At 70.1% G+C, this 23289-nt stretch carries 16 protein-coding genes; 10 read left to right on the forward strand and 6 right to left on the reverse strand.

The annotated features are described in order from the left end of the window. Positions 1 to 79 precede the first annotated feature (79 nt). Positions 80 to 277 (reverse strand): hypothetical protein, encoded by a 198-nt coding sequence (locus ACFC96_RS18580; RefSeq protein ID WP_116509458.1) that lies wholly within the window; start codon positions 275 to 277, stop codon positions 80 to 82. 579 nt (positions 278 to 856) lie between these two features. Between ACFC96_RS18580 and ACFC96_RS18585 the strand changes: the two genes are divergently transcribed. From ACFC96_RS18585 to ACFC96_RS18620, 8 genes are all read left to right on the forward strand, one after another. After that, positions 857 to 4705, forward strand: coding sequence for a nitrate- and nitrite sensing domain-containing protein (locus ACFC96_RS18585; protein WP_376613158.1), 3849 nt, complete (start codon positions 857 to 859; stop codon positions 4703 to 4705). 9 nt (positions 4706 to 4714) lie between these two features. After that, positions 4715 to 5128 (forward strand): roadblock/LC7 domain-containing protein, encoded by a 414-nt coding sequence (locus ACFC96_RS18590; RefSeq protein ID WP_067164664.1) that lies wholly within the window; start codon positions 4715 to 4717, stop codon positions 5126 to 5128. A gap of 107 nt (positions 5129 to 5235) precedes the next feature. After that, positions 5236 to 5646: a DUF742 domain-containing protein gene (locus ACFC96_RS18595; protein ID WP_227297383.1), complete on the forward strand. Its 411-nt coding sequence runs from the start codon at positions 5236 to 5238 to the stop codon at positions 5644 to 5646. Continuing rightward, complete coding sequence (locus ACFC96_RS18600) at positions 5627 to 6208, forward strand: ATP/GTP-binding protein (protein ID WP_100595019.1); 582 nt, start codon at positions 5627 to 5629, stop codon at positions 6206 to 6208. The genes ACFC96_RS18595 and ACFC96_RS18600 overlap by 20 nt, the downstream gene beginning before the upstream one ends. Positions 6209 to 6575: 367 nt before the next feature. Then, positions 6576 to 9818: a nitrate- and nitrite sensing domain-containing protein gene (locus ACFC96_RS18605; RefSeq protein ID WP_376613160.1), complete on the forward strand. Its 3243-nt coding sequence runs from the start codon at positions 6576 to 6578 to the stop codon at positions 9816 to 9818. 10 nt (positions 9819 to 9828) lie between these two features. Beyond that, positions 9829 to 10242 (forward strand): roadblock/LC7 domain-containing protein, encoded by a 414-nt coding sequence (locus ACFC96_RS18610; protein WP_033321188.1) that lies wholly within the window; start codon positions 9829 to 9831, stop codon positions 10240 to 10242. Between the two features lie 93 nt (positions 10243 to 10335). Beyond that, positions 10336 to 10938, forward strand: a complete 603-nt coding sequence (locus tag ACFC96_RS18615; RefSeq protein WP_376259239.1) for a DUF742 domain-containing protein — start codon at positions 10336 to 10338, stop codon at positions 10936 to 10938. After that, positions 10919 to 11500, forward strand: a complete 582-nt coding sequence (locus ACFC96_RS18620) for an ATP/GTP-binding protein (RefSeq protein ID WP_054239772.1) — start codon at positions 10919 to 10921, stop codon at positions 11498 to 11500. Before ACFC96_RS18615 ends, ACFC96_RS18620 begins: the two co-directional genes overlap by 20 nt. A gap of 149 nt (positions 11501 to 11649) precedes the next feature. Here ACFC96_RS18620 and ACFC96_RS18625 read toward each other — a convergent pair whose 3' ends face one another. The 5 genes from ACFC96_RS18625 to ACFC96_RS18645 form a co-directional block, all read right to left on the reverse strand. Further along, complete coding sequence (locus ACFC96_RS18625; protein WP_116509484.1) at positions 11650 to 11844, reverse strand: acyl-CoA carboxylase epsilon subunit; 195 nt, start codon at positions 11842 to 11844, stop codon at positions 11650 to 11652. Between the two features lie 22 nt (positions 11845 to 11866). Next, on the reverse strand, positions 11867 to 13468 hold the full coding sequence (locus ACFC96_RS18630) for an acyl-CoA carboxylase subunit beta (RefSeq protein ID WP_376613162.1): 1602 nt from the start codon (positions 13466 to 13468) through the stop codon (positions 11867 to 11869). Between the two features lie 154 nt (positions 13469 to 13622). Then, complete coding sequence (locus ACFC96_RS18635) at positions 13623 to 15974, reverse strand: polysaccharide lyase 8 family protein (protein ID WP_376613164.1); 2352 nt, start codon at positions 15972 to 15974, stop codon at positions 13623 to 13625. A gap of 91 nt (positions 15975 to 16065) precedes the next feature. Beyond that, positions 16066 to 19911 carry an endo-alpha-N-acetylgalactosaminidase family protein gene (locus tag ACFC96_RS18640; RefSeq protein WP_376613166.1) on the reverse strand — a complete coding sequence of 1282 codons (3846 nt, stop codon included), beginning with the start codon at positions 19909 to 19911 and terminating at the stop codon, positions 16066 to 16068. 118 nt (positions 19912 to 20029) lie between these two features. Beyond that, positions 20030 to 20539 (reverse strand): hypothetical protein, encoded by a 510-nt coding sequence (locus ACFC96_RS18645; protein WP_376259244.1) that lies wholly within the window; start codon positions 20537 to 20539, stop codon positions 20030 to 20032. 245 nt (positions 20540 to 20784) lie between these two features. On the opposite strand from ACFC96_RS18645, the gene ACFC96_RS18650 reads away from it, so the two are divergent. Both ACFC96_RS18650 and ACFC96_RS18655 read left to right on the forward strand, forming a co-directional pair. Next, on the forward strand, positions 20785 to 21393 hold the full coding sequence (locus ACFC96_RS18650; RefSeq protein ID WP_376613168.1) for a YceI family protein: 609 nt from the start codon (positions 20785 to 20787) through the stop codon (positions 21391 to 21393). Between the two features lie 354 nt (positions 21394 to 21747). Then, positions 21748 to 23214 carry an APC family permease gene (locus ACFC96_RS18655; RefSeq protein WP_376613169.1) on the forward strand — a complete coding sequence of 489 codons (1467 nt, stop codon included), beginning with the start codon at positions 21748 to 21750 and terminating at the stop codon, positions 23212 to 23214. Positions 23215 to 23289: the final 75 nt, after the last annotated feature.

Genomic DNA, 23289 nt, shown 5'->3' on the forward strand with positions numbered 1-23289 from the left:
CCCCTCTACTTCCGCTGGCTGGAATCTGACGCCCCAGGCTAACGCGGCTCGGGCACCCGGCCTCGCGGATTGCCGCGCGTCAGGAGGCGACGGGCGTCTGCTCCGGGGCTTCCATCAGGATGGCGCGGCGCGGGTTGGCCGTCTGCGCGGGGAGCTCGACGGAGTACTCCGGCAGCTCCGGGGCCGTCTGCAGCTCGTCGGCGTCCTTCAGGTGCATCAGCGTCGTACGCCGCGGGTTGGCGATGTTGCGGAACATCGTGGACTTCACAGTCTTCATGTGTCGCTCGTGACCTCGTCGGTGCGGGCGCCTGCGGGGCGCCGGTTGTCGGATTCGCCATCCCTGTAAAGCGTCAGGCTAAACATCTGATTCCCGTCGAAAGCGAGGAAGGGGCGAAGTTCTTCATGTGAGTTTGCTCACCAGAGGGCGGGCAAAAGTTTCAATTCGGACCTGAAGCGCGACACACGGAAACGGGCATTCCGCCATTGAAGCCATCATTCCGCTCCCGATCATGGCGACTGGGACACCCCCGGGGTGTAGGTGGAACGTCAGTAAAAGTCCGTTATCGATGAGATCACTTTCTACGTCTCGTGACACACCCCTCACAAGGCGTCACACTGGTCCGGTCCTGGCCCTCGGCCCTTGTTGGAGATCCTGCACTGTGCTGGAATTCGCGGGACCGCCGCGAGATCGAGCCGGCGCGCACGGGGCGCAACGCAGCGCCGAAGTCGCGGCGGGAAGGGGGAGCAGCGCCGGTCACCGACGACCGAAGGGGGCGTGTCAGCTCGCCCCCGAACTACGCCGACACCGTCCTGTCCGCGCACGCGGGGGACGCCTGGTCCAGAGGTTGCGACGCTAGTGCAGGGACGTAAGAACAGGGATGGCAGCGCTGCGGCGGAGCCGGAGCCGCGCGGCGGGACTGGCCCGATGACAGGCAGTTCCTCGCCCCAGCACGCCCAGAACCCGGGCCGGACCGCCTCCGTCGAGGGCAGTACGACGGCCTCGGCCGCCCCCAAGACCACCGCGAAGCCGAAGGGCCCGACCGGCCCCGGCTCGCGAATAGCTCTTCGCAACTGGCGTATCTCCACCCGCCTGGTGTCGCTGCTCGCCCTCCCCGTGGTCGCCGCGACCTCCCTCGGCGCGCTGCGTATCGGCGAGTCGATGAGCGACATCCAGCAGCTCGACAACATGAAGCTGCTGACCGACATGACCAAGCAGGCCACCGAGCTCGCGTCGGCGCTCCAGGAGGAGCGTGACCAGTCGGCGGGCCCCCTGGCCAACGGCGGCAAGGCGACCGAGGACTACACCGTCAAGGGAGCGCGCCAGAAGACCGACCGCGCGCGCAAGGCCTTCATGGAAGGCACGTACGAGATCACCGACGGGTCCAACAACAGCGGCCTCGACGGTGTGCAGGACCACGTCACCCAGATCGCCGGCCAGCTCAACAACCTCAAGGGCATCCGGCAGGACGCGTTCAAGGACCGCAGCACCTCGTCCCAGACGATCGACGCCTACAGCCGCCTCGTCGAGCAGCTCCTGTCCCTGTCCACCGACATGGCGCAGGCGACCAGCAACCCCGAGATGATCAAGCGCACTCGCGCGCTGGCGTCGTTCTCCTCCGCCAAGGAGTACGCGTCCGTCCAGCGCGCCGTCATCGCGGCCGCCCTGCCCCCGAACGACCGTGACTTCGGCAAGCTCTCCGAGACCGACCGCCGCTACGGTGAGTCCGCGCTGGAGAACCAGGAGTCCGACCTCAAGGGCTTCAGCTCCGTCTACGGAAACGTCGCCGCCACCGAGCTGATGAAGCCCATCGACTCGGGCAACGCGACGATCAAGGCCGCCGACCAGTACGCCCGCCGCGCCCTCAGCCAGGAGGGCGGCATCAGGATCCAGGACAAGCGGTCCTACAAGGACTGGGTCGACGCGGACAGCCAGCGTCTGCAGGAAATGTCCAAGATCGAGCTGACGCTGCTCAACCAGATGGAGCAGCAGGCCCGCGAGCTGCGCAACGAGTCCGAGCGCACGGCCATCATCAACGGTGCGCTGATCCTGCTCGTCCTCGGCGTCTCGCTGGTCGGCGCGTTCGTCGTGGCCCGGTCCATGATCCGCTCGCTGCGCCGGCTCCAGGACACCGCCACCAAGGTCGCCCAGGACCGCCTGCCCGAGCTGGTCAAGCAGCTGTCCGAGTCGGACCCGCAGGACGTCGACACCTCCGTCGAGTCCGTCGGTGTGCACTCGCGCGACGAGATCGGCCAGGTGGCCTCGGCCTTCGACGACGTGCACCGCGAGGCGGTCCGTCTGGCCGCCGAGCAGGCCCTCCTGCGGGGCAACGTCAACGCGATGTTCACCAACCTCTCGCGCCGTTCCCAGGGTCTTATCCAGCGCCAGCTCTCGCTCATCTCCGAGCTGGAGTCCCGCGAGGCCGACCCCGACCAGCTGTCCTCGCTGTTCAAGCTCGACCACCTCGCGACCCGCATGCGCCGTAACGGTGAGAACCTCCTCGTTCTCGCCGGTGAAGAGCCCGGCCGCCGCTGGACCCGCCCGGTCCCGCTGGTCGACGTCCTGCGCGCCGCCGCCTCCGAGGTGGAGCAGTACGAGCGCATCGAACTGGCCTCGGTCCCCTCGACCGAGGTCGCCGGACGCGTCGTCAACGACCTCGTGCACCTGCTCGCCGAGCTGCTCGAGAACGCGACCTCCTTCTCCTCGCCGCAGACCAAGGTCAAGGTCACCGGTCACGCGCTGCCCGACGGCCGTGTGCTCATCGAGATCCACGACACCGGCATCGGCCTCTCCCCCGAGGACCTCGCCGCGATCAACGAGCGGCTCGCGTCGCCGCCCACCGTGGACGTGTCGGTCTCGCGCCGCATGGGTCTGTTCGTGGTCGGCCGTCTGTCCCAGCGTCACGGCATCCGTATCCAGCTCCGCCCGTCCGACTCCGGTGGTACGACGGCGCTCGTCATGCTGCCCGTCGACGTCGCCCAGGGCGGCAAGAAGGCTCCCGGCAAGCCCGGTCCCGGTGCCGCCTCCGGTGGCCCCGCCGCCGCGCAGGCCGCCGCCGGTGTGGCAGCGGCACGGCGCGGGGTCGGCGCGGGCGCGGCTCCGCAGGGCGGTCCCGGCGGTGCGGGTCGGCTCGGTGCCGGTCCCGGCGCGGCGCGTCCGCAGGTCGCGGGCTCGGGTCCGCGCGCGGCGCTGCCCAGCCGTGACGGCAACGGGCAGCAGGCCGGTGGTCCGCAGGCGCCTCAGTCCCAGCAGCCGCAGCAGTCCCCTCAGCAGGGGCGTCCGGCCCCGGCCGGCATGTTCGGCGCGCAGGGCCTGCAGGGTGGTCCCGGCCAGGGTCAGCCGCAGGGGCAGGGCCCGGGCCAGAACGGTCCCGTGCCGCCCCAGCAGCGTGCGAACCAGGCGCCCGAGCAGGGCCGCAGGCCGGTCCTGCCGCCGCGTGGCGGTCCCCGCGCCGAGCTGCCCGGGGGCAACCCCCAGCCGCGCGTGCCGAGTTGGGGCAACGACGACGCGCAGCCGCCGGTGCCGCGCGCCTCGCTCGACGCGCCTCGCGGGCACGAGGAGCCGGACTCCACGGCGCAGTTCCCCCAGGTGGACGACCGTCAGGGCCCCGGCTCGACGGCCGAGTTCCCGCGTCCCGACTTCGACGGGCCCCGCCCCGGCGCGCCGGCCCCGCTCGACCAGGGTCAGGGCCAGGGACAGGACACGGGGGCGTTCGTCCGTAACGACGTCTTCGGCGGGCAGCACGGCCAGTCGCAGAACCCGAACCACTTCCAGCCCCAGAACCAGGCGCCCGGCCAGTCGCAGAACCCGAACCACCAGACCGGCCAGTTCGCGGCGCCCGGCTTCGACGACGCTCTGCGCCCCGGCGCTCAGGACCCGTCCGCCACCGGCCAGTTCGCGGCCCCCGGCCAGAACACCCCGGGGCGTCCGCGCCAGGACGGCCCGTTCCCCGGCGGCGACGGCTTCGGCCAGGCACAGAACCAGGGACAGGGGCAGTCGCAGCCGCAGGGCCTCCGCGGCGGTCCCGCGCGCGACCTGCCGCAGCTCGGCTCCCGGGACGCGGCGGACTTCTCCATGCCGCGCCCGCCGGCCCAGGGCGGCCAGGAGCAGGGGTTCCCGGCGCAGCCGCAGGGCCCCGGCCGGCAGGACGAGCTGCCGCCCGCCGGACCCGGCGACGGCCGCACGCCGCTGTTCGACACGCTCGAGACCAACTGGTTCCACGGCCAGCAGTCGGGCCAGCAGGCCCCGCAGCAGCAGGACCGGCCGCAGGCATCCACCCCTCAGCACAACAACGGCCGTCCGGGCGGCCTGCCGCAGCGCTCGCCGCAGCAGCCCCAGTCGCCCAACGGCACCCCCGCGCCCGCCCGCCCGGCGGCCGCCGCACCCGCGGCGCCCCAGCAGGCTCAGGCGCCCGCCAACTGGCGCCAGTCGCCCAACGACGAGCTCGGCCGCCAGGCCGAGCGGGTCCGCCAGCCCTCGGCCGGCGGAGTCACCGTCTCCGGGCTCCCGCGTCGCGTCCCGCGTGCGAACCTCGTCGCGGGTACGGCTCAGCAGCAACAGCACCAAACCGGTCCGCAGGTCTCGCGTTCGCCTGATGACGTTCGCGGCCGGCTGACCAATCTCCGTCGGGGCATTCAGCAGGGTCGCCAGGCCGGTACGGGCCAGACCGGCAGCTTCCCCAGCCCCACTCACCAGCAGGAGCGTTAGTTGACCCAGATGAGCCAGGCGGCACAGAACCTGAACTGGTTGATCACCAACTTCGTGGACAACACGCCGGGGGTCTCCCACACCGTCGTCGTGTCCGCGGACGGCCTGCTGCTCGCCATGTCGGAGGGGTTCCCCCGGGACCGCGCCGACCAGCTGGCCGCCGTCGCCTCGGGCCTCACCTCGCTGACCGCGGGTGCGTCCCGGATCTTCGAGGGCGGCACCGTGGCCCAGACCGTGGTGGAGATGGAGCGTGGGTTCCTCTTCCTCATGTCGGTCTCGGACGGTTCGTCCCTCGCGGTGCTCGCGCACCCCGAGTGCGACATCGGCCTCGTCGGCTACGAGATGGCGCTGCTCGTGGACCGCGCGGGTTCCGTGCTCACCCCTGATCTTCGCGCCGAACTGCAGGGCAGCCTGCTGCACTAGTCACGACCTCCCCCACACGCACGTATGACCGCACCGTCAGGCCGCCACCGCCCCCACCGGCCCGTCAGACGGCACGCAGACCACCTGCTGTCCCGCCCGGAGGATCCATGACCCCGCCCACCGCCTCTCACGACCCGTACGGCGTATCTCCGCACGCCGCGTACGGTCCTGAGGGCGACCAGCCGCTGGTGCGTCCTTACGCGATGACCGGTGGCCGGACACGGCCGCGCTACCAGCTCGCCATCGAGGCGCTCGTCAGCACGACCGCCGACCCGGCCCAGCTGATAGGGCTGCTCCCCGAGCACCAGCGCATCTGCCACCTGTGCCGCGAGGTCAAGTCGGTGGCCGAGGTGTCGGCACTGCTGTCCATGCCCCTCGGTGTGGCCCGGATCCTCGTCGCGGACCTGGCGGAAGCGGGAATGGTGGCCATCCACCAGCCCGGTGGCGACGAGAACGCAGGCGGCCAGCCCGACGTGACACTGCTCGAAAGGGTGCTCAGTGGACTTCGCAAGCTCTAACGGCGGAGGCGGCCGTTCCACCACGTCCGCGAAGATCGTGGTGGCAGGCGGCTTCGGCGTCGGCAAAACCACGTTCGTGGGCGCCGTCTCGGAGATCAACCCGCTGCGCACCGAGGCCGTCATGACGTCCGCGTCCGCGGGCATCGACGACCTCACCCACACCGGGGACAAGACCACCACGACGGTGGCGATGGACTTCGGCCGCATCACGCTCGACCAGGACCTGATCCTGTACCTCTTCGGTACGCCCGGTCAGGACCGCTTCTGGTTCATGTGGGACGACCTGGTCCGCGGCGCGATCGGCGCGATCGTCCTCGTCGACACCCGCCGTCTCGCCGACTGCTTCCCGGCCGTCGACTACTTCGAGAACTCCGGGCTGCCCTTCGTCGTCGCCCTCAACGGCTTCGAGGGACACCAGCCCTACACGCCCGACGAGGTGCGCGAGGCGCTCCAGATCGGCCCGGACACCCCGATCATCACCACGGACGCCCGACACCGTGCGGATGCAAAGAGTGGCCTGATCACGCTGGTCGAGCACGCCCTGATGGCGCGCCTGAAGTAGCTCAACCGCCGGAAATCCGGCCACCAAGTGGCCAGATGCATACGGCAGTTGTCGTAGCGCACCCGGAGGCCGCTGTGTCCTTTGACACGGTCGGCCTCCGTGTTCATAACGTTTCGACAGAGAATTCCAGCGCCTCAGACACAGGTCGCGCACACCCGGTTCCACTGTGCGCACAAGAGCCCCGCCTTTTGGCGGGGCTCGCTCTTTATGACCGTTTTATCTGGGGCATCCGTCACTCGGAGGTTCCGGTTCCCAGTGTTTGGAAGAGAACCGCCTGACGTGCTGGAATGCGCTGAACTGCCCAGTAGGTAAGGGCCTGGAGACAGCGGCACAGCGTAGGTGCCGACGCCGAGAGGTTGTTGGTCGAGTGAGGCGAAGCAAGAACAGTCCCGAGCCGTCGTCGGCACGGGGCAACTTCACCCCGCCGCCGCGTGCAGCGGCGCCGGCCGCGCATGTGCCACGGGCCGAGGCGGCCCCGGCATCGTCCGGCGGCCGGATGTCGCCGCGTAACTGGCGTGTGCCCACCAAGCTGAACGCGATCCTGCTCATACCCGTGCTCGTGGGTCTGATCATGGGTGGCTTCCAGGTGAAGGGCTCGATCGACACCTGGAACGAGGCCGAGGACGCGGAGAACACCGCCCGTCTCGTGCAGGCGTCCTTGACGTACGCCAACAGCCTGATCGAGGAGCGCGACATCTCCGCGGCTCCTCTCCTGCTCGGCAAGAAGAACGACCCGAAGGTCGTCAAGGCCCGCGAGACGACGAACGAGGCCGCCGACGCCTTCGACGCCGCCGCGAAGAACATGCCGGCCAAGGAAGGCCTCGAGCGCCGCCTCGCGCAGTTCCGGCAGGTCGAGCCCGGTCTGGAGAAGCTCCGGGCCGCCGCGTACACGAGCAAGCTCCCCGCCGTGCAGACCGAAGAGGGCTACGTCGGCATCCAGCACCCGCTGATGGAGTTCGCGAACGAGCTCGGCCTCGGCACCGGAAACATCACGAGCTACGGCCGCACGGTCTACGCGATCTCGCTGTCCAAGGCCGCGCTCTCGCTCGAGCGGTCCATCGGTATGCACCTGCTGGTCAAGCCGGGCCCCACGGCCACGACCTTCGGCAAGCAGAAGATCGCGCTCTCCTCCTACGCGTACCTCGAGGGCATCGCCGTCGAGGAGTACAAGGGCGGCGGCACGCAGGCCGACGTCGACAAGCTCGACGCCGCCCAGAAGCAGCTGACGATCGACGGCGCGAAGCAGGCCAAGCAGGCCGTCGCGGCCGCGAAGGCGCAGGGCAAGACCTACGTCCCGCCGCCGACCGACCCCACGGAGATGGTGTCCGAGATCGCCCAGCTGCCCACCACGCAGCCGAGCGCGCGCTACGCCATCGCGCAGAAGGGCGTCACCGCGCAGAACTGGTGGGCGGTCAACACCGCCAAGTTCAACGCGTACCGCACCATCGAGTCCGACCTCGCCGACAAGGCGGTGAACGAGGCCGCCGGCATCGCCGACGACGCCAAGCAGTCCACGTTCGTCACCGGTGCGGTCGTCCTGGTCGCCCTGCTCGCCGCGTTCGCGCTGGCCGGGATGATGGCGCGTCAGATGAGCCGCTCGATGCGCCGACTGCGCACCGCCGCGTTCGACGTCGCCGAGCAGCGCCTGCCGATGCTCGTCGACCAGCTCTCGCGCACCGACCCGGGCCGCGTCGACACCCGTGTCCAGCCCATCCCGATCAACTCCACGGACGAGATCGGCGAGGTCGCCCGCGCCTTCGACCAGGTGCACCGCGAGGCCGTCCGGCTCGCCGCCGAGCAGGCCCTGCTCCGCGGCAACATCAACGCGATCTTCACCAACCTGTCGCGCCGCAACCAGTCCCTGATCGAGGGCCAGCTGACCCTCATCACGGACCTGGAGAACAACGAGGCCGAGCCGGACCAGCTGGAGAACCTCTTCCGCCTGGACCACCTCGCGACCCGTATGCGCCGCAACGGCGAGAACCTCCTCGTCCTCGCCGGCGAGGAGCCGGGCCGCCGCTGGGACCAGCCGGTCCCGTTGGTCGACGTCCTGCGCGCCGCCTCCTCCGAGGTGGAGCAGTACGAGCGCATCGAACTGTCGGGCGTGCCGGATGCCGAGATCCACGGCCGTTCGGTGACCGACCTCGTGCACCTGCTCGCCGAGCTCCTGGAGAACGCCACCACGTTCTCCTCGCCGCAGACCAAGGTCCGCGTCACCGCGACCCGTCTCCCCGACGGCCGCGTCATGGTCGAGATCCACGACAAGGGCATCGGCCTGACCGCCGAGGACTTCGCGGACATCAACCACAAGCTGGCCAACCCGCCGACGGTGGACGCCGCGATCTCGCAGCGCATGGGCCTGTTCGTGGTCGGCCGCCTGTCCGACCGGCACGGCATCCGCGTCCAGCTGCGCCCCTCGGGCGAGCAGGCCGGCACGACGTCGCTCGTCATGCTGCCCGACGCCATCACGCACGGTGGCAGCGGCGACCAGCTCCCCGAGTCCGAGTTCACTGTCTCGTCGATGATCCCGTCGCAGTCCGCGTACGAGCCCGCTCCGCTGCGCACCGCCGCGGAGCTCGGCTTCGACGACAGCCGCTACGGCGAGGTCCCGGACGACCTGCGCGACCTGGACCCGGTCGGCCGTTCGCTGATGCGCGAGGAGCGCCGCGCGGCCCTGGAGGCCCAGGCGCACACCGGTGACGACCGCCCGCTGTTCCGCGACGAGATCGAGGGTGCGCAGGGGCAGGACCCGTACGAGCAGCAGCAGACCACTTACGCTCCCGCTCAGCCCGCGTACGACGACCGTCAGCAGCAGACGTACGAGGACACCTCGTCCGTCTACGCGCAGGACCGCCAGGCGTACGACGAGCAGCCGCAGAACGGCTCCTACAACGACTCGTTCTTCGCGCCGCAGGACGGCTACGCGTCGCAGGACACCTATGCGGAACCCGTCCAGGAGACGTACTCGGCCTTCGGTAACGGTCCGATGCGCGGCTCGCAGCAGGACGACTGGCCGGGGCGGGACGGCTACCAGGAGTCCTACCGGGCCGAGCACAACGCTCAAGCGGAATCCGCGCAGCACGCTGACGCCGGTCAGCAGGAACGCGTAGGCTTCGACCCGCACGGTCCCGCGGCGCCGGCCGGGCCCAGCCCGTCCGCCACCCGTTCGCTCACCGACACCGGACTTCCGATACGTGGTTCGGGCGGGCAGCAGCGCCAGGCCCCGGCGGCGACGCCGGCGCCCGGCCGTGGTGACAACACCACCCAGGACAACGGCAGCGGCAGCGGCAGCGGCAGCGGCTCCGACGACTGGCGTTCGTCGAACGACGAGCGCTGGGTCCGCGCGGAGCAGCTCCGGAAGCCCAAGGCCGGCGGAGTCACCTCCTCCGGTCTGCCGCGCCGGGTGCCCAAGGCCAACCTGGTCGAGGGCACGGCGGAATCGACCCCGCAGGGCGGCCCCCAGGTCTCCCGCGCGCCTGAGGACGTCAGGGGCAGGCTGAGCAACCTGCGCCGTGGCGTGCAGCGGGGACGCGAAGCAGGAAGTGACACGAACGGCCAGGCCACGAATCAGCACAGTGGTCCTGACAGCACCTACAACCAGGAGCGTTAGTGTGAGCCCGATGAGCCAGGCGGCACAGAACCTGAACTGGTTGATCACCAACTTCGTGGACAACACCCCAGGGGTGTCCCACACGGTGGTGGTCTCCGCCGACGGACTCCTTCTGGCGATGTCCGAAGGGTTCCCGCGTGACCGTGCCGACCAGCTGGCGGCCGTCGCGTCGGGTCTTACCTCGCTGACCGCGGGCGCGTCCCGCATCTTCGAGGGCGGCAGCGTGAACCAGACAGTTGTGGAGATGGAGCGAGGATTCCTCTTCATCATGTCCATCTCCGACGGTTCTTCCCTCGCTGTCCTCGCACACCCGGAGGCGGACATTGGCCTCGTCGGGTACGAGATGGCACTTCTTGTCGACCGCGCAGGTACGGTTCTCACTCCCGACCTGCGGGCCGAGCTTCAGGGGAGCCTTCTCAACTGACAGACAAGCGGTGCGATTTCGCGTCCCGTGGCCGTAAGGTTTCGGGACGCGGCTCCACGGTGATGGTGCCCGGCACAGTTGGAGGAGGAAAGCGTGGCTGGTTCTGCAACACCCCCGAGCGGTTCATCGGCGAACTGGTCCTACGGCCCTGGCCAGGGCCAGGGCCAGGGCCAGGGGCAGGGTGACGCGCCGAACCGGTACAACTTCCCCTCCGCGCCGAGCCACCGGCGACAGCCGTACGCGCCCCCGCACCCGCCGCAGCCGCGGCAGCCGGGGCCGTACGACCAGCCGTCGGCACCGCGCATCCAGCCCGTGCAGCCGCAGCGGCGTCCCGACACCCCTGCGCCGGCTGCCAACAACCCCCTGGTGCGTCCCTACGCCATGACGGGTGGCCGCACCAGGCCGCGCTACCAGCTCGCCATCGAGGCGCTGGTGCACACCACCGCGCAGCCGCACCAGTTGCAGGGCCAGTTGCCCGAGCACCAGCGGATCTGCACCCTCTGCCGAGAGATCAAGTCAGTGGCCGAAGTCTCGGCCCTGCTCAGCATCCCCCTCGGTGTGGCCAGGATCCTCGTCGCCGACTTGGCGGAGGCGGGCCTGGTCGCCATTCATCAGCCCGGCGGCGAAGAGAACGCCGGCGGCCAGCCAGACGTGACACTGCTCGAAAGGGTGCTCAGTGGACTTCGCAAGCTCTAGCGGAGGGCCTTCCCGCTCCACCACGTCCGCGAAGATCGTGGTGGCGGGCGGATTCGGCGTCGGCAAGACGACCTTCGTGGGCGCCGTCTCGGAGATCAACCCTCTGCGCACCGAGGCCGTCATGACGTCCGCGTCCGCGGGCATCGACGACCTCACCCACACCGGGGACAAGACGACGACCACCGTCGCCATGGACTTCGGCCGCATCACGCTCGACCAGGACCTGATCCTGTACCTCTTCGGTACACCCGGTCAGGACCGCTTCTGGTTCATGTGGGACGACCTGGTCCGCGGCGCGATCGGCGCGATCGTCCTCGTCGACACCCGCCGTCTCGCCGACTGCTTCCCGGCCGTCGACTACTTCGAGAACTCCGGGCTGCCCTTCGTCGTCGCCCTCAACGGCTTCGACGGCAGTCAGCCCTACCAGCCGGACGAGGTGCGCGAGGCGCTCCAGATCGGCCCGGACACCCCGATCATCACGACCGACGCCCGCCACCGCGCGGACGCGAAGTCGGCGCTCATCACGCTCGTGGAACACGCGCTGATGGCCCGCCTCCGCTAGCCTCCGGCGCCTTTGGTCATGAAGAAGCCCCCGGGACCCTTTGGGTCACCGGGGGCTTCTTCACGCTGGGGACTCGTCCTGCGAGGCCGGACGGGCCGATCGAACCTGACGGGCCCGCCGCCTCCTGCCCCAGCCCTGCCGGCCCTTGCCTAGCCCTGCCAGCTGTGCGGGGCGCGGAAGCCGTGCTGGCGCTCCAGGCGGCGCCAGCCGGCCTTGTCGCGGCCGCGCAGGGCGGGGCTGTCGGTCGGTGCGGCTGCGGCGCGGGCCAGCAGGATCGCGGTCAGGGCCGCGACCTCCTCGGGCTCGGCGTGGCCCTTCTCAACGCGGATGTCGTGTGCAGACATGTGCAGTGATCTCCTTGTGGGGTTACTGCGGGGGGTTGCCGTGCTTGCGCGAGGGCAGGTCGGCGTGCTTAGTGCGCAGCATCGCGAGGGAGCAGATGAGCACCTCGCGGGTCTCGGCGGGGTCGATGACGTCGTCGACAAGGCCCCGCTCGGCCGCGTAGTACGGGTGCATCAGCTCGGCCTTGTACTCCTTCACCATGCGGGTGCGCATGGCCTCGGGGTCCTCGGCCTCGGCGATCTGACGGCGGAAGATGACGTTGGCGGCGCCCTCGGCGCCCATCACGGCGATCTCGTTGGTGGGCCAGGCGTAGGTGAGGTCGGCACCGATCGACTGCGAGTCCATCACGATGTAAGCACCTCCGTACGCCTTGCGCAGGATGAGCGAGATCCGCGGCACGGTGGCGTTGCAGTACGCGTACAGCAGCTTGGCGCCGTGCCGGATGATCCCGCCGTGCTCCTGGTCGACACCGGGCAGGAAGCCGGGAACGTCCAGGAGGGTGACGATGGGAATGTTGAAAGCGTCGCACATCTGGACGAAGCGGGCAGCTTTTTCGCTGGCCTCGATGTCCAGGACGCCCGCGAGGGACGAGGGCTGGTTGGCGACGATGCCGACGACCTGGCCGTCCAGACGGGCCAGGGCGCAGATGATGTTGCGGGCCCAGCGCTCGTGGATCTCGAGGTAGTCGCCGTCGTCGACGAGCTCCTCGATGACCTTGGTCATGTCGTACGGGCGGTTGCCGTCGGCCGGGACCAGGTCGAGCAGGACGTCCGAGCGGCGCTCGGCGGGGTCCTCGGAGGCCACGGTCGGCGGGTTCTCGCGGTTGTTGGAGGGCAGCATCGAGATGAGGTAGCGGACCTCGGCGATGCAGGTCTCCTCGTCGTCGTACGCGAAGTGGCAGACGCCCGAGGTCTCGGCGTGCACGTCCGCGCCACCGAGGCCGTTCTGGGTGATCTCCTCGCCGGTGACCGCCTTGACGACGTCCGGTCCGGTGATGAACATCTGCGAGGTCTCGCGGACCATGAAGACGAAGTCGGTGAGGGCGGGGCTGTAGGCCGCGCCGCCGGCGCACGGGCCGAGCATCACGCTGATCTGCGGGATGACGCCGGAGGCCTTGGTGTTGCGCTGGAAGATGCCGCCGTAGCCGGCCAGCGCGGAGACGCCCTCCTGGATACGGGCGCCCGCGCCGTCGTTCAGGGAGACCAGCGGGGCACCGGCCGCGATGGCCATGTCCATGATCTTGTGGATCTTGGTGGCGTGGGCCTCACCGAGGGCGCCGCCGAAGATGCGGAAGTCGTGCGCGTAGACGAAGACCGTGCGGCCCTCGACCGTGCCCCAGCCGGTGATGACACCGTCGGTGTAGGGCTTCTTGGCCTCCAGGCCGAAGCCGGTCGCCCGGTGCCGGCGCAGCTGCTCGACCTCGTTGAACGATCCCGCGTCGAGCAGCAGCTCGATCCGCTCGCGTGCGGTCAGCTTGCCCTTCGCGTGCTGAGCCTCGGTCGCCTTGTCACTGGGCCCGCGCAGCGCCTCCTCACGGATCGCGTGCAGCTCGGCGACGCGTCCGCGCGCGTCGGTGGGCTCGTCCCCGGCGGAACCGGCTGAGGCGGTGTCGTCCAAAACGGTCATGTAGCGACCTTACGAAGACGACCAAGCAAAACGGGCCGTCGACTCCGTACAGTCTCCGGCCCGTTTTCCTGGTACCCCCGAACAGAACGTCGTCGCCATGCAGGCGAAGTGACTGCTCAGGGCCCCGCTGTCTTGTAGAGGTCACACAAATGGCTCAGCTGAGAGTCACCTCACACCGATGGCTCACACATGCCGCCCCCGGAGTGACGCGCAGCCGCAGCCTACGGCCCGTGGCCACCACTTCGACCGAGGGGTCGTGGCTGACGACGCGGCGCACGGGCCGGTCCCAGGTGATGTCCACGGGCTCCCCCGTGCGCGGCGGTTCGCTGACGGTCAGCGTCGCGGTGTGCCCCTGCCTGCGCAGGAGGACGCTCGCGGGAGCCGACGCCGTGAACTCCCCCGCGCTCCCGGCCTGCCAGAAGTTCGCCGCGCTCACGCCGAGGGAGGGCACGGCGACGGCCTGGGCGGCGGCCGTGTTGGCGAGGACGGACAGCCAGTGGCGGTCGCCCGCGCGCCGCGCGAGGTCGTGCTTCGAGGCACCCGGCATCAGCAGATAGACGTAGGCGGCGTCGGTGGGGTCCGTGCCGTGGTCGAGCCAGAGCGTCTGCCAGCGGCGGGTGCGGCGCTCGGTGGAACTGGTGGAGTTGATGTCGGACCAGGCACCGGTGCGGTCCTCGCGCAGGTGGCGCAACGGGGCACCGCCGGGGAAGACCCAGCCGCCGTGGCCCTCCAGGTGGGCCCAGCGGGCGCGGGCGGCGCCGTCGACGGTGAAGGCCTGGGTGCCGCCCTCGCCGAGGTTGCGGTTGTCGACGACGGTCTCGACGGGAACACCGTCGGCCGCCGTGATCCCCGCGCCCAGGCACACGACGGTGTCGGCGAGGCAGAACCACGACTTGCGGGCCTGGAGCGTCGAGTCGAGGCCCTTGACGTGCTGTCCCACCGCCGCGAACTCGCCGTCGGTGGCGCCGCCGACCCACTTCACGTCGGGCCGGGCCGCGCCCCACTCCCCGCCGGCCTTGTCGGCCAGGCGCTTGGTGGAGACGGTCGTACCGGGCAGCCGGTAGAAGTCGACGGTCGGCCAGAACCAGTCGGTGTACTGATCGCTCCGGCCGCCGCGCCTGCCCGCGGCCCACCAGCTGAGCATGCCGGCGCCGGTGTGCCAGCCGCGCGGGTTCTCGCCGTTGCCGCACTCGTAGTACGCGATCCGGTCCGAGGACATGGAGATGTTCGCGGCGAAGCCGGGGCGCTTGTGCACCGCGCGGTCCATGGCGGCGAACAGCTGGTGTCCTACGGGCTCGGGCGCGGCCTTGACCGCGGAGTCCGCGATCGCGTGCAGCCGGGACAGGTCGGCGACCCCGAACTGCCGGGCGGTCAGCAGGGGCGTGACCGTGTCCCGCTCGATCCAGCCCTTGATCCGCCCGTGCCAGCGCTCGCGCTCGGCCGCGCTCGCTCCGGCGGCGAGCTGCGCCATGGCGGCGATCAGGCCCTGGCCGTGGAAATGGTCGCTGCGCATGACCTTGAGGTCGTCGCTGTTGAGGTAACCGCGGCTGATGGCGCGGCCGTTGACGCTGTCCATCACGAGGCCGTCGAACAGGAGCGGGGCGTAGGCGTGCTCGACGCTGTCGAGGATGATCTGCCGGTTGGGGTCGGTGACGGCCCAGGTGGACCCGGCGAGCAGCGCGAAGAGGCGGCCGAGCCCGTCGAGCATGACCTGTCCGTAGGTGCCCGAGTAGGCGATGTACGTGTGCTGGATGAACGAGCCGTCGGCGTAGAGGCCGTCCCCCTCGGTGACGTAGGGGAAGACGGGCGAGAGGGCGTCGCGGGCCAGGGCCGTCTTGTCGGCGTTCCTGCCGAGGATGCCGCGCAGGGCGACCGAGCGGCACAGGTCGACGCGGTTGGCCCCGGTGGAGGTGCCCGAGTAGTCGCGCAGGACCGCGTCGGGGATGAAGTGGTCGACGGCGGCGAAGGCGGCGTCACGCCGGTCCTGTGTGAGGTGCTGGTGGAGGACGGCGACGATGTCCATCAGGAGGCGGGGGCTGCCGATCTGCCACTCCCACCAGTTCCCGTATCGCGTGGTGGTCGCGTTGTAGACGGTCGCGGAGAGGTGGTCGAGGCCCGTGACGATGTCGGCGAGGAGGCCCGCGTCGCCGGTGGATCCCGTGCCCTCCTGGGCGTAGGCCTGGGTCATCGTCCACAGGCGGTTGTAGGCCTGGGTGATGCCGGCCGGCGGGTCGAAGGGGTAGCCGGGCCACAGGGACGTGGCGGTCGGGGCCATCGTCGCTCTGAAGCCGCGGGCGAGTTCTCCGAGTTCCTTCAGGCGCGAGGCGTAGGGCTCGGCGGTGGCGTCGTAGCCGGTGCCGAGGGAGATCTCCAGCCATCGCTCGCGCAGGGTGTCGAACTCGTCGCCGGCGGCGCCCGGAGCGTCGGCGGCACGGGCGGGCGGGGCAAGTGCCGCCCCGGCGAGAAGAGTTGACGCGATGAGGAACGTGCGGCGCGTGGGTGTCATGAGGTTGCACCCAATCAGTCGTAGAAAGCGCTGTCTACGGTGCGCACGGAAGGGGCCCCGCCACTGACAGCGGGGCCCCGGGCGCGGTGGATCAGCTACCGCAGTGGAAGCGGGCGTCGCCCCAGTCGGCGTGGTCGTTGCCCGGACCGTCGCCTCCGTCGCCCGTGATCAGGTCGACGTACTTGGCGCCGGTCACGTCCGCGGTCAGCGACCAGGCGTCGTCGGCGGCCTTGAGGACCGGCGACTGGACCTTCCGGGTACCGTCCGCCTCGACGGAGAACTGCACGCTGCCGCGCGTCCCCTGCGAGTCGTCCTGGCCGACCTCGGCGGTGAACGAGGTGCAGCGGCCGCCCAGGTAGTAGCGGATCGTCCCGGGGGACGCGGTGCCGAGGCCCTTGGCGTAGACGGTGCCGTTGACGGTCAGCGGCTTGCCGTCACCGGCGCCGGTCTCGCCGTTCTCCATGTCCTTCTCGGCGGGACCCCAGCCGTTGTCCATGGCCGTCCAGTCCAGGTCGCTGGCGTAGGTGTCCGTGGTCGGCGGCGGCGGAAGCGTGCGCACGGTGGCGCCCGCGGTCAGCGTCCGCGCGCTGTCCCCGACGGTGTATGCCGCCTTCGAACTCAGCTGGTACGGCTGGTACTTGGCGTCGACCGGCGGAGTGACCTGCCAGGTGGCCGTCGCCTTGGCGCCGGGTGCGACCGGGTCGAGCGCGACGGGGCCCGCGGGCTCGGCCTGCCAGCCCTCGGGAAGGTCGAGCGAGAGGGACGCGCCCTTGACCTCACTCGCCTCGTAGTTGGTGAAGGTGGCCTCGACCTTGTTCTTTTGGCCGGGCTCCAGCGTCTCGTCCGACTTCAGGGTGAGCGTGCCGCAGGCCGCCTTCTTCTCGGCCGGGCCGAGGTCGGTGACGGTGAAGTCGTCCAGGACGAAGTCGGCTCCGTCCGGGGCCCCTTCGAGCTTGCGCAGGCCGGTCCAGGTGTCGCCGCAGCCGGCCGTGACGGTGCCCTCGTAGTGGCCCGTGGTGCGCTGCTGCCCGATCGGGGTGCTCGCGGTCTCGACCTGGTCGGGCGTGCCGTCGGCGGCGATCCGGTCGTAGCCGCTGACCCACTGGTAGGCGCCCGCGTGGCTGGACTGGTAGTCGAACGCGACCTTGTAGGCGTGCCCGTCCGCCATCGGCACGTCGGCCGGGGACGTGCGGTAGACGACGCCCGCGTTCTCCTCGTGGGACTTCAGGGACTCGCCGCCGCCGATGACGTCGTCGATGAGCTTCCCGTTCCAGCCGGACTGGGTGTACGGGGCGTTCTTCTGCGCGATGTGCGTGCGCGGATCCGTGACGCCGCCGGCGTCACCCTTGTCGAAGGGGCCCCAGCCCTGGTCGACGCCCTCGAAGTCCTCGTGCACGACGGTGCCGGGCTTCGTCGACGGGGCATTGCTCACCAGACGTACGTCGTCGACACGGACCTTCGCGGACGAGCCCTTGGCGGCCTCGATCCGCAGCGTGGTGCGGCCGTTCGCGGGCGCCGTGAAGGTGGCCTTCACGCGCTGCATGTAGGTGCCGCCCCAGTCGCTGGAGGCGACGCTGTTCCGCAGCGTGGAGCGCTCGACGGCGACCGACGCGCCGCCCGCGCTGAGCGTCGTGCGGCGGGACGTGCCGGGTTCGACCTCGACCCAGGCGGAGGCGGTGTAGCGCTTGCCCGCGTCGAGTCCGCTCACCCGCTGCTCGATCGCGGCGGTGCCGCTCCCGCTCAGGGCGGCGCTGTTGCGGCCGTGGTCGTCGGTGTCGCGCCCGACCGTGCCGTCCTTGTCCCAGGCGGCGAGGCGGGCGTCGTTGAAGCCGGGGTCCTTGAGGTGGGTGCCCTCACCCCAGGCCGGGTCGACCGCGTGCGGGGTCTTGTCCGCCGGGTAGAGCACGTACGGCTGCCCGGCGTCGGCCTTCAGCGTGATCTTGCCGCCGGAGGCCCGCACGGTGCCGGTCTTCACGCGGCCGTTGTCGGTGAGCCGGTAGACGGTGTACGTGGATCCGGGCACGGCCCAGCTCGTCGTACCGCCGTCCTTGTTGTAGTGGTACAGCTTCTTGCCGCCGTCCCACGGGAGCAGATAGGCCGTCCCGTCGAGGACCTTTTCGCCGTGGTCGTAGAAGGTGCGCCGGCCGTCCTCGACGGTGCCGCGGAGCCCGCCGGTGAAGGTGATGTCGTTGCCGTTCCAGCGGGTGATCTGCTGGTGCTGGAGGAACTTGGCGGGCAGGTCACGCTGCCAGACGTTGTCGTAGAAGGTGTTCCAGTCGTTCTCGCCGGTCCAGCCCTCGAACTCGTCGATGGCGCTCTGGCCGAGGACCGGGTCGCTGTTCCAGACGTCCTTCTCGCCGTTGCGGATGAAGCGGATGATCTTCGAGTTGAGGCCCTTGTCGGTCTTGGGCCCGTAGTCGAGGTCGTTGGCCCAGTGCGACCACAGCGACTCGCGCTCGAACTTGTCGGCCCACTCGGAGGCCAGGCTCCAGCCCTGGGCGCGGACGGCCTCGGCGGTCTTCTCCGCGATCCAGCCGTGCGTGTAGTAGACGTCGAGGTAGATCGTCGTGAGGTTCGGGTCGGTCTCCTCGCGCAGCTGCTTGAACCGGGCGGCGAGGTCCCCGCTGTTGATGTCGCGGCGCTGGTCGATGTAGTAGCTCTGGTCGAGCCAGTTCCAGCCCGGGGCCTTGGGGTCGACGAGGTCGCCGGTGAAGTGCTTGGCGACGGGGTACGCCTCGGTGGCGTTCACGTGCACGCCGAAGCCGGCGCCGAACTTCTTGCCGACCTTGAGCAGCTTGTTGAGGTCCTTCAGGCCGCCGGCGCGTTTGTTGATGTTGCCGCCGTAGTCGGGGTGCGCGGAGTCGTGTCCCTCGGAGGCGTAGCCCTTGAGCAGGGCGAACTGGCCGAGGTTGTCGGTCGCGAGCGAGATCCGCTTGACGTCGTCGAGCGTGCGCAGGAAGGGGTGCGTGGCCTGGCTGGCGAAGTTGAACGGGATGTGCGTGATGACCCGGTCGGGGGTGCCGTCACTGCCCTTCGCCTTCACACCGATCGAGTGGAAGGCGACCGCACCGTCCTGCCAGTCGACCTTGCCGTCGCCGTTGGCGTCCGGAGTGACGACGACCTTGGCCCACGGCAGGTCATCGCCGGTCGCGGGTTCGGGGGCGCCGTCACCGCGATAGGTCCACTGGCCCGACCAGACGCCCACGCGGGTGGAGCCGTCGGCCGACTTGCGGGCCTGGTGCCAGAAGCGGGCGTCGTCGCCGCCGGTCTTGCCGCTCGGCTTGTCGTACGTGGAGTTGGACTCGACGGCCGCGGCGAGCCGCCCCGTGTTGACGATGGCGTACGAGGCGCCGACGGGCGAGGCGTCGGCCGGGGTGTCCGCCGCGACCTTGCCGAAGACGTCGGCGGTGCGCGTCGAGTCGTTGTCCAGTGTCGTGAACGCGGTCTCGGCGCCGCCGTCCGCACTGCCCACGGAGACGAGGTCGTGCCCGGGTATGTCGATCGTGCCGACCCGGAACGCCGCGGTGTCGCGCACGGCGGTCACCTTGAAGGTCGTCGCGCGCCCGCTCACGCTCAGCGAGGCGTCGATCTCGACGCCGGCGAGGTCCGGGAAGGTCAGCGTGTACGAGGCCTTGGACCCGGTGAGCACCGGGGAGCTCTTCACGGCGACCGCGTACGCCTTGCCGTTCAGGGTGACCTGGTCCACCGGGTTCGTACTGCCGAGGAGCTCGGCCCCCGAGGCGCGGTCGGTGTACGCGAGGACGCGCGGGAAGTCGTCGGCGACGGCGACGGACAACTGCGCGGATCCGATGACGGCCTGCGCCACGGCGGGCGCGGGGTCGGCGGCGGCCGGCAGTACGGGGCCCGTGAGGGCGAACACGGCGGACGATGCGGCGGCGACCGCGACGGCGCATGCGGCGCGAGATCTTCGTGACATAGGGGACTGGGTATCCGGCGCGGGCGCGGCCGGTCAACGGACTCGGCGCTTCCGGGCGGCGGCAGTCCAACAACCACCGCCCGGAAGTCCAAGTCACCGCGCGCGGAGGCCGGTTCGCTCAGCAGCCGCCGCAGTTGTAGTAGAGGACGTCCCAGTGGTTGCCCTCGTCGGCGTAGATGTTGCCGGAGCCCGACTGGTACTGCGGGGCTCCGTCGCCGCGCAGACCGATGTACGCGAACGTGTTCTTGATGTAGTTCGTGACGCAGGTGTTCTTGCCGTAGTCGAGCTTGTAGCCGTTCCAGTGCGAGTAGGTGCCGCTCGCGTGGCCGGTCTCGGTGCCGCCGGTGATGTTCAGGGCGCAGCCGGTGGCGCGCTTGAGGGTCTGCGCGCCCTGGGCGGTGGCGAGGTTGAGCTGGTCGAAGGACGTACAGGTGGAGTTGTTGCGGTCGGAGCAACCGCCGGACGACGACCAGGTGATGCCGACCTGGCTGAACATGGAGGTCGCGGTGGCGTGGCTGATCTTGGTGGCGGCCTGGGCGTCGGTGGCGGAGCTGAACACACCGAAGCCGGGGGCGAAGAGGGCACCGAGTACGAGCGCGAGGGCGCTCACGACCGAGCGGATTCTCATGGGGAGGAGGTTCCTTCCTGCTGGTGACCGTGCTGGCTGTGAGACGGCTGTGCAGGTGGAGCAAGGAGATAGTGCCCGAGTTCTACGCGCGTCCGCCAGAGCGCGTCGGACAGCGACGCGGTGTAATCGAGACGACACCAGGTGTTGGATGTTGAAAGTTGAACAGAACGTCGCTACAGTCGGTCCCGTTGAACGTTAAACATTCAACGAACTCCCCCGCCACGCCCCGTCCCCAAGGAGCAGTCATGGGCCTCTTCAGCCGCAAGAACGACGACGCCACCCCCGCCGCCACCGGCGCGGTCAACCCCGACCTCGCCGCCCTGACCGGCGACTACACCGTCGACCCCGCGCACACCACGATCGGCTTCGTGGCCCGCCACGCCATGGTCACCAACGTCAAGGGCTCGTTCACCCAGTCGTCGGGCACCCTGCACCTGGACGGCGCGGACCCGTCGAAGTCGACCGCGTCGATCGACATCACCATGGCCAGCATCGACACCGGCTCCGCCGACCGTGACACTCACCTGAAGAGCTCCGACTTCTTCAAGACGGACGAGTTCCCGACGATGACGTTCCGCTCCACCTCCGCCGAGGCCCTGGGCGGCGACGACTACCGGATGACCGGCGACCTGACGATCCTCGGCACCACGAAGCCGCTCACGATCGACCTCGAGTTCAACGGCGCGGCCACGGACCCGTTCGGCAACGAGCGCGTCGGCTTCGAGGGCAAGTCCGAGATCCTGCGCTCCGAGTGGGGCCTGACCTGGAACGCGGCCCTGGAGACCGGTGGCGTCCTCGTCTCGGACAAGATCAAGCTGACCTTCGACATCTCGGCGATCAAGAACGCCGCCTGACGCCACACCGCGAGCCCGCACCTCAGGGCTCCCGCACCACGAGCACGCCCGCCCTTGCCGTCCCCCGCGGACGGAGGGCGGGCTCTCGTCGTACACGGGGGTCCGCGCGAGCGGCAACATGGGCCGCAGCAAAGGAAATTGAAGGCTACCTTCCGGTAATCCCGGCACGTGAGACGACTCATTACTCTCCCTTCACTTGGGCATCACGCGGCGCTACGCTGCGTGCGACTGCCGAGCGATCGACTCCGCTCGAATCGACTCCGCTCGCCCCCAGAGGTCTCCCTCTCCCCGTCGCGCCCCGGTGGCGCCGCAGGGCAGGCCTTCTGCCGTTCCCGGAAAGGCGCCACCGATCCCATGAGCACGAACAGAGGGCTTCAGGCCAATGCCCTCGGCACCTCCGACAGCATCGTGATGGCCGTGGCGGGCAGCGCGCCCGCCTACTCGATCGCCGCCACCACCGCCGTGCTGATCGGCACGGTGGGCCTCGCCGCACCGGCCGCGCTCCTCTACTGCGCGATACCCATGCTCGGCATCGCCTGGGCCTTCAACTACCTGGGCCGCCTCGACGTGAACGCGGGCGCCAGCTACTCGTGGGTCGGGCGCGCCCTGCACCCCTTCCTCGGCTTCATCAGCGGCTGGTCCCTGGTGATCTCGGCGACCATCTTCATGGTCGCGGGCTCGCTCCCGGCCGGCGCCATGACGCTCGAACTCGTCGCCCCCTCCCACGCCGACAACACCGCGCTCGCCGCGGCCGTGGGCGCGGTCTGGTTCCTGGCCATGCTGGTCGTCGTGCTCATGGGCGCCAAACTGACCGTCCACGCCCAGCTCCTGATGTCCGGGATCGAGCTGGTCATCCTGCTCGCGGTGGCCGTCGCCGCCGTGTTCAGCGACAAGCGGGTCAACGAATTCTCCTGGTCCTGGCTGGGGTTCGGGCACTTCGACGGCGCGTCCGGGTTCGCCGCGGGAGCGCTGATCGCCGCGTTCTACTACTGGGGCTGGGACGTCACCAGCAACCTCAGCGAGGAGACCCGTAACAGCCGCAAGACCTCGGGGCTCGCCGGACTGATCGGCGTCGGCATCGTGTTCGTGCTCTTCGAAGTGTTCACGATCACCACCAACATGCTGCTCACGCCCAAGGAGATCGCGACCAGCGACAACATCCTGGGGCTGCTCGGCGAGCGCGTACTGCCGGGCCCCGGCGGCGAGTTGCTGATCGTCGCGGTGATGCTGTCCACCATCGCCACCCTGGAGACCACCCTGATCCAGGTGACGCGCTCCCTCTTCGCCATGGGCCGCGACCGCACGCTGCCCGCCGCCCTCGGCAGGTCGCACCCGCGCCGGCAGACGCCGTGGGTCGCGATCGTCGTCGTCGGTGTCGTCGCCCTCGCCCTCTTCGTGGCGTCGACCGCGCTCGGATCGGTCTCGGCCGTCCTGGCGGACGCCGTCGCCGCGATCGGTCTGCAGATCGCGGTCTACTACGGCCTCGCGGGCCTCGCCGTCGTCGTGGCGTACCGCAAGCTGCTGTTCACGTCGGCGGCCAACTTCTTCTTCGGCGGTCTGTGGCCGCTGACCGGCTCGCTCTTCATGATCTGGGTGTTCGTCGAGTCCCTCGGCAGCCTGTCGGGCACGGCCGTCTCGATCGGCGTCGGCGGCATCGCCGTGGGTCTCGTCCCGATGCTCTGGTACCGCGCCAAGGGCTCCGCCTACTACCGGCCCGCCCGCCTGGACGCGGCGCGCTCGGAGCAGGTGCACGCCGAGTACGGGCACCAGGCGCCGGTGTACGCGGCATCGTCCGGCGACACCCTGTCCACGGACTTCTGAGCAGCGCCCACCCCCGCCGGCGGATCCGCCGACCGCACCCAGGACCATCACCGACTACTGACTGGCGAGGACGCC

The organism is Streptomyces sp. NPDC055955 (genome assembly GCF_042270245.1).
Classification (GTDB): domain Bacteria; phylum Actinomycetota; class Actinomycetes; order Streptomycetales; family Streptomycetaceae; genus Streptomyces.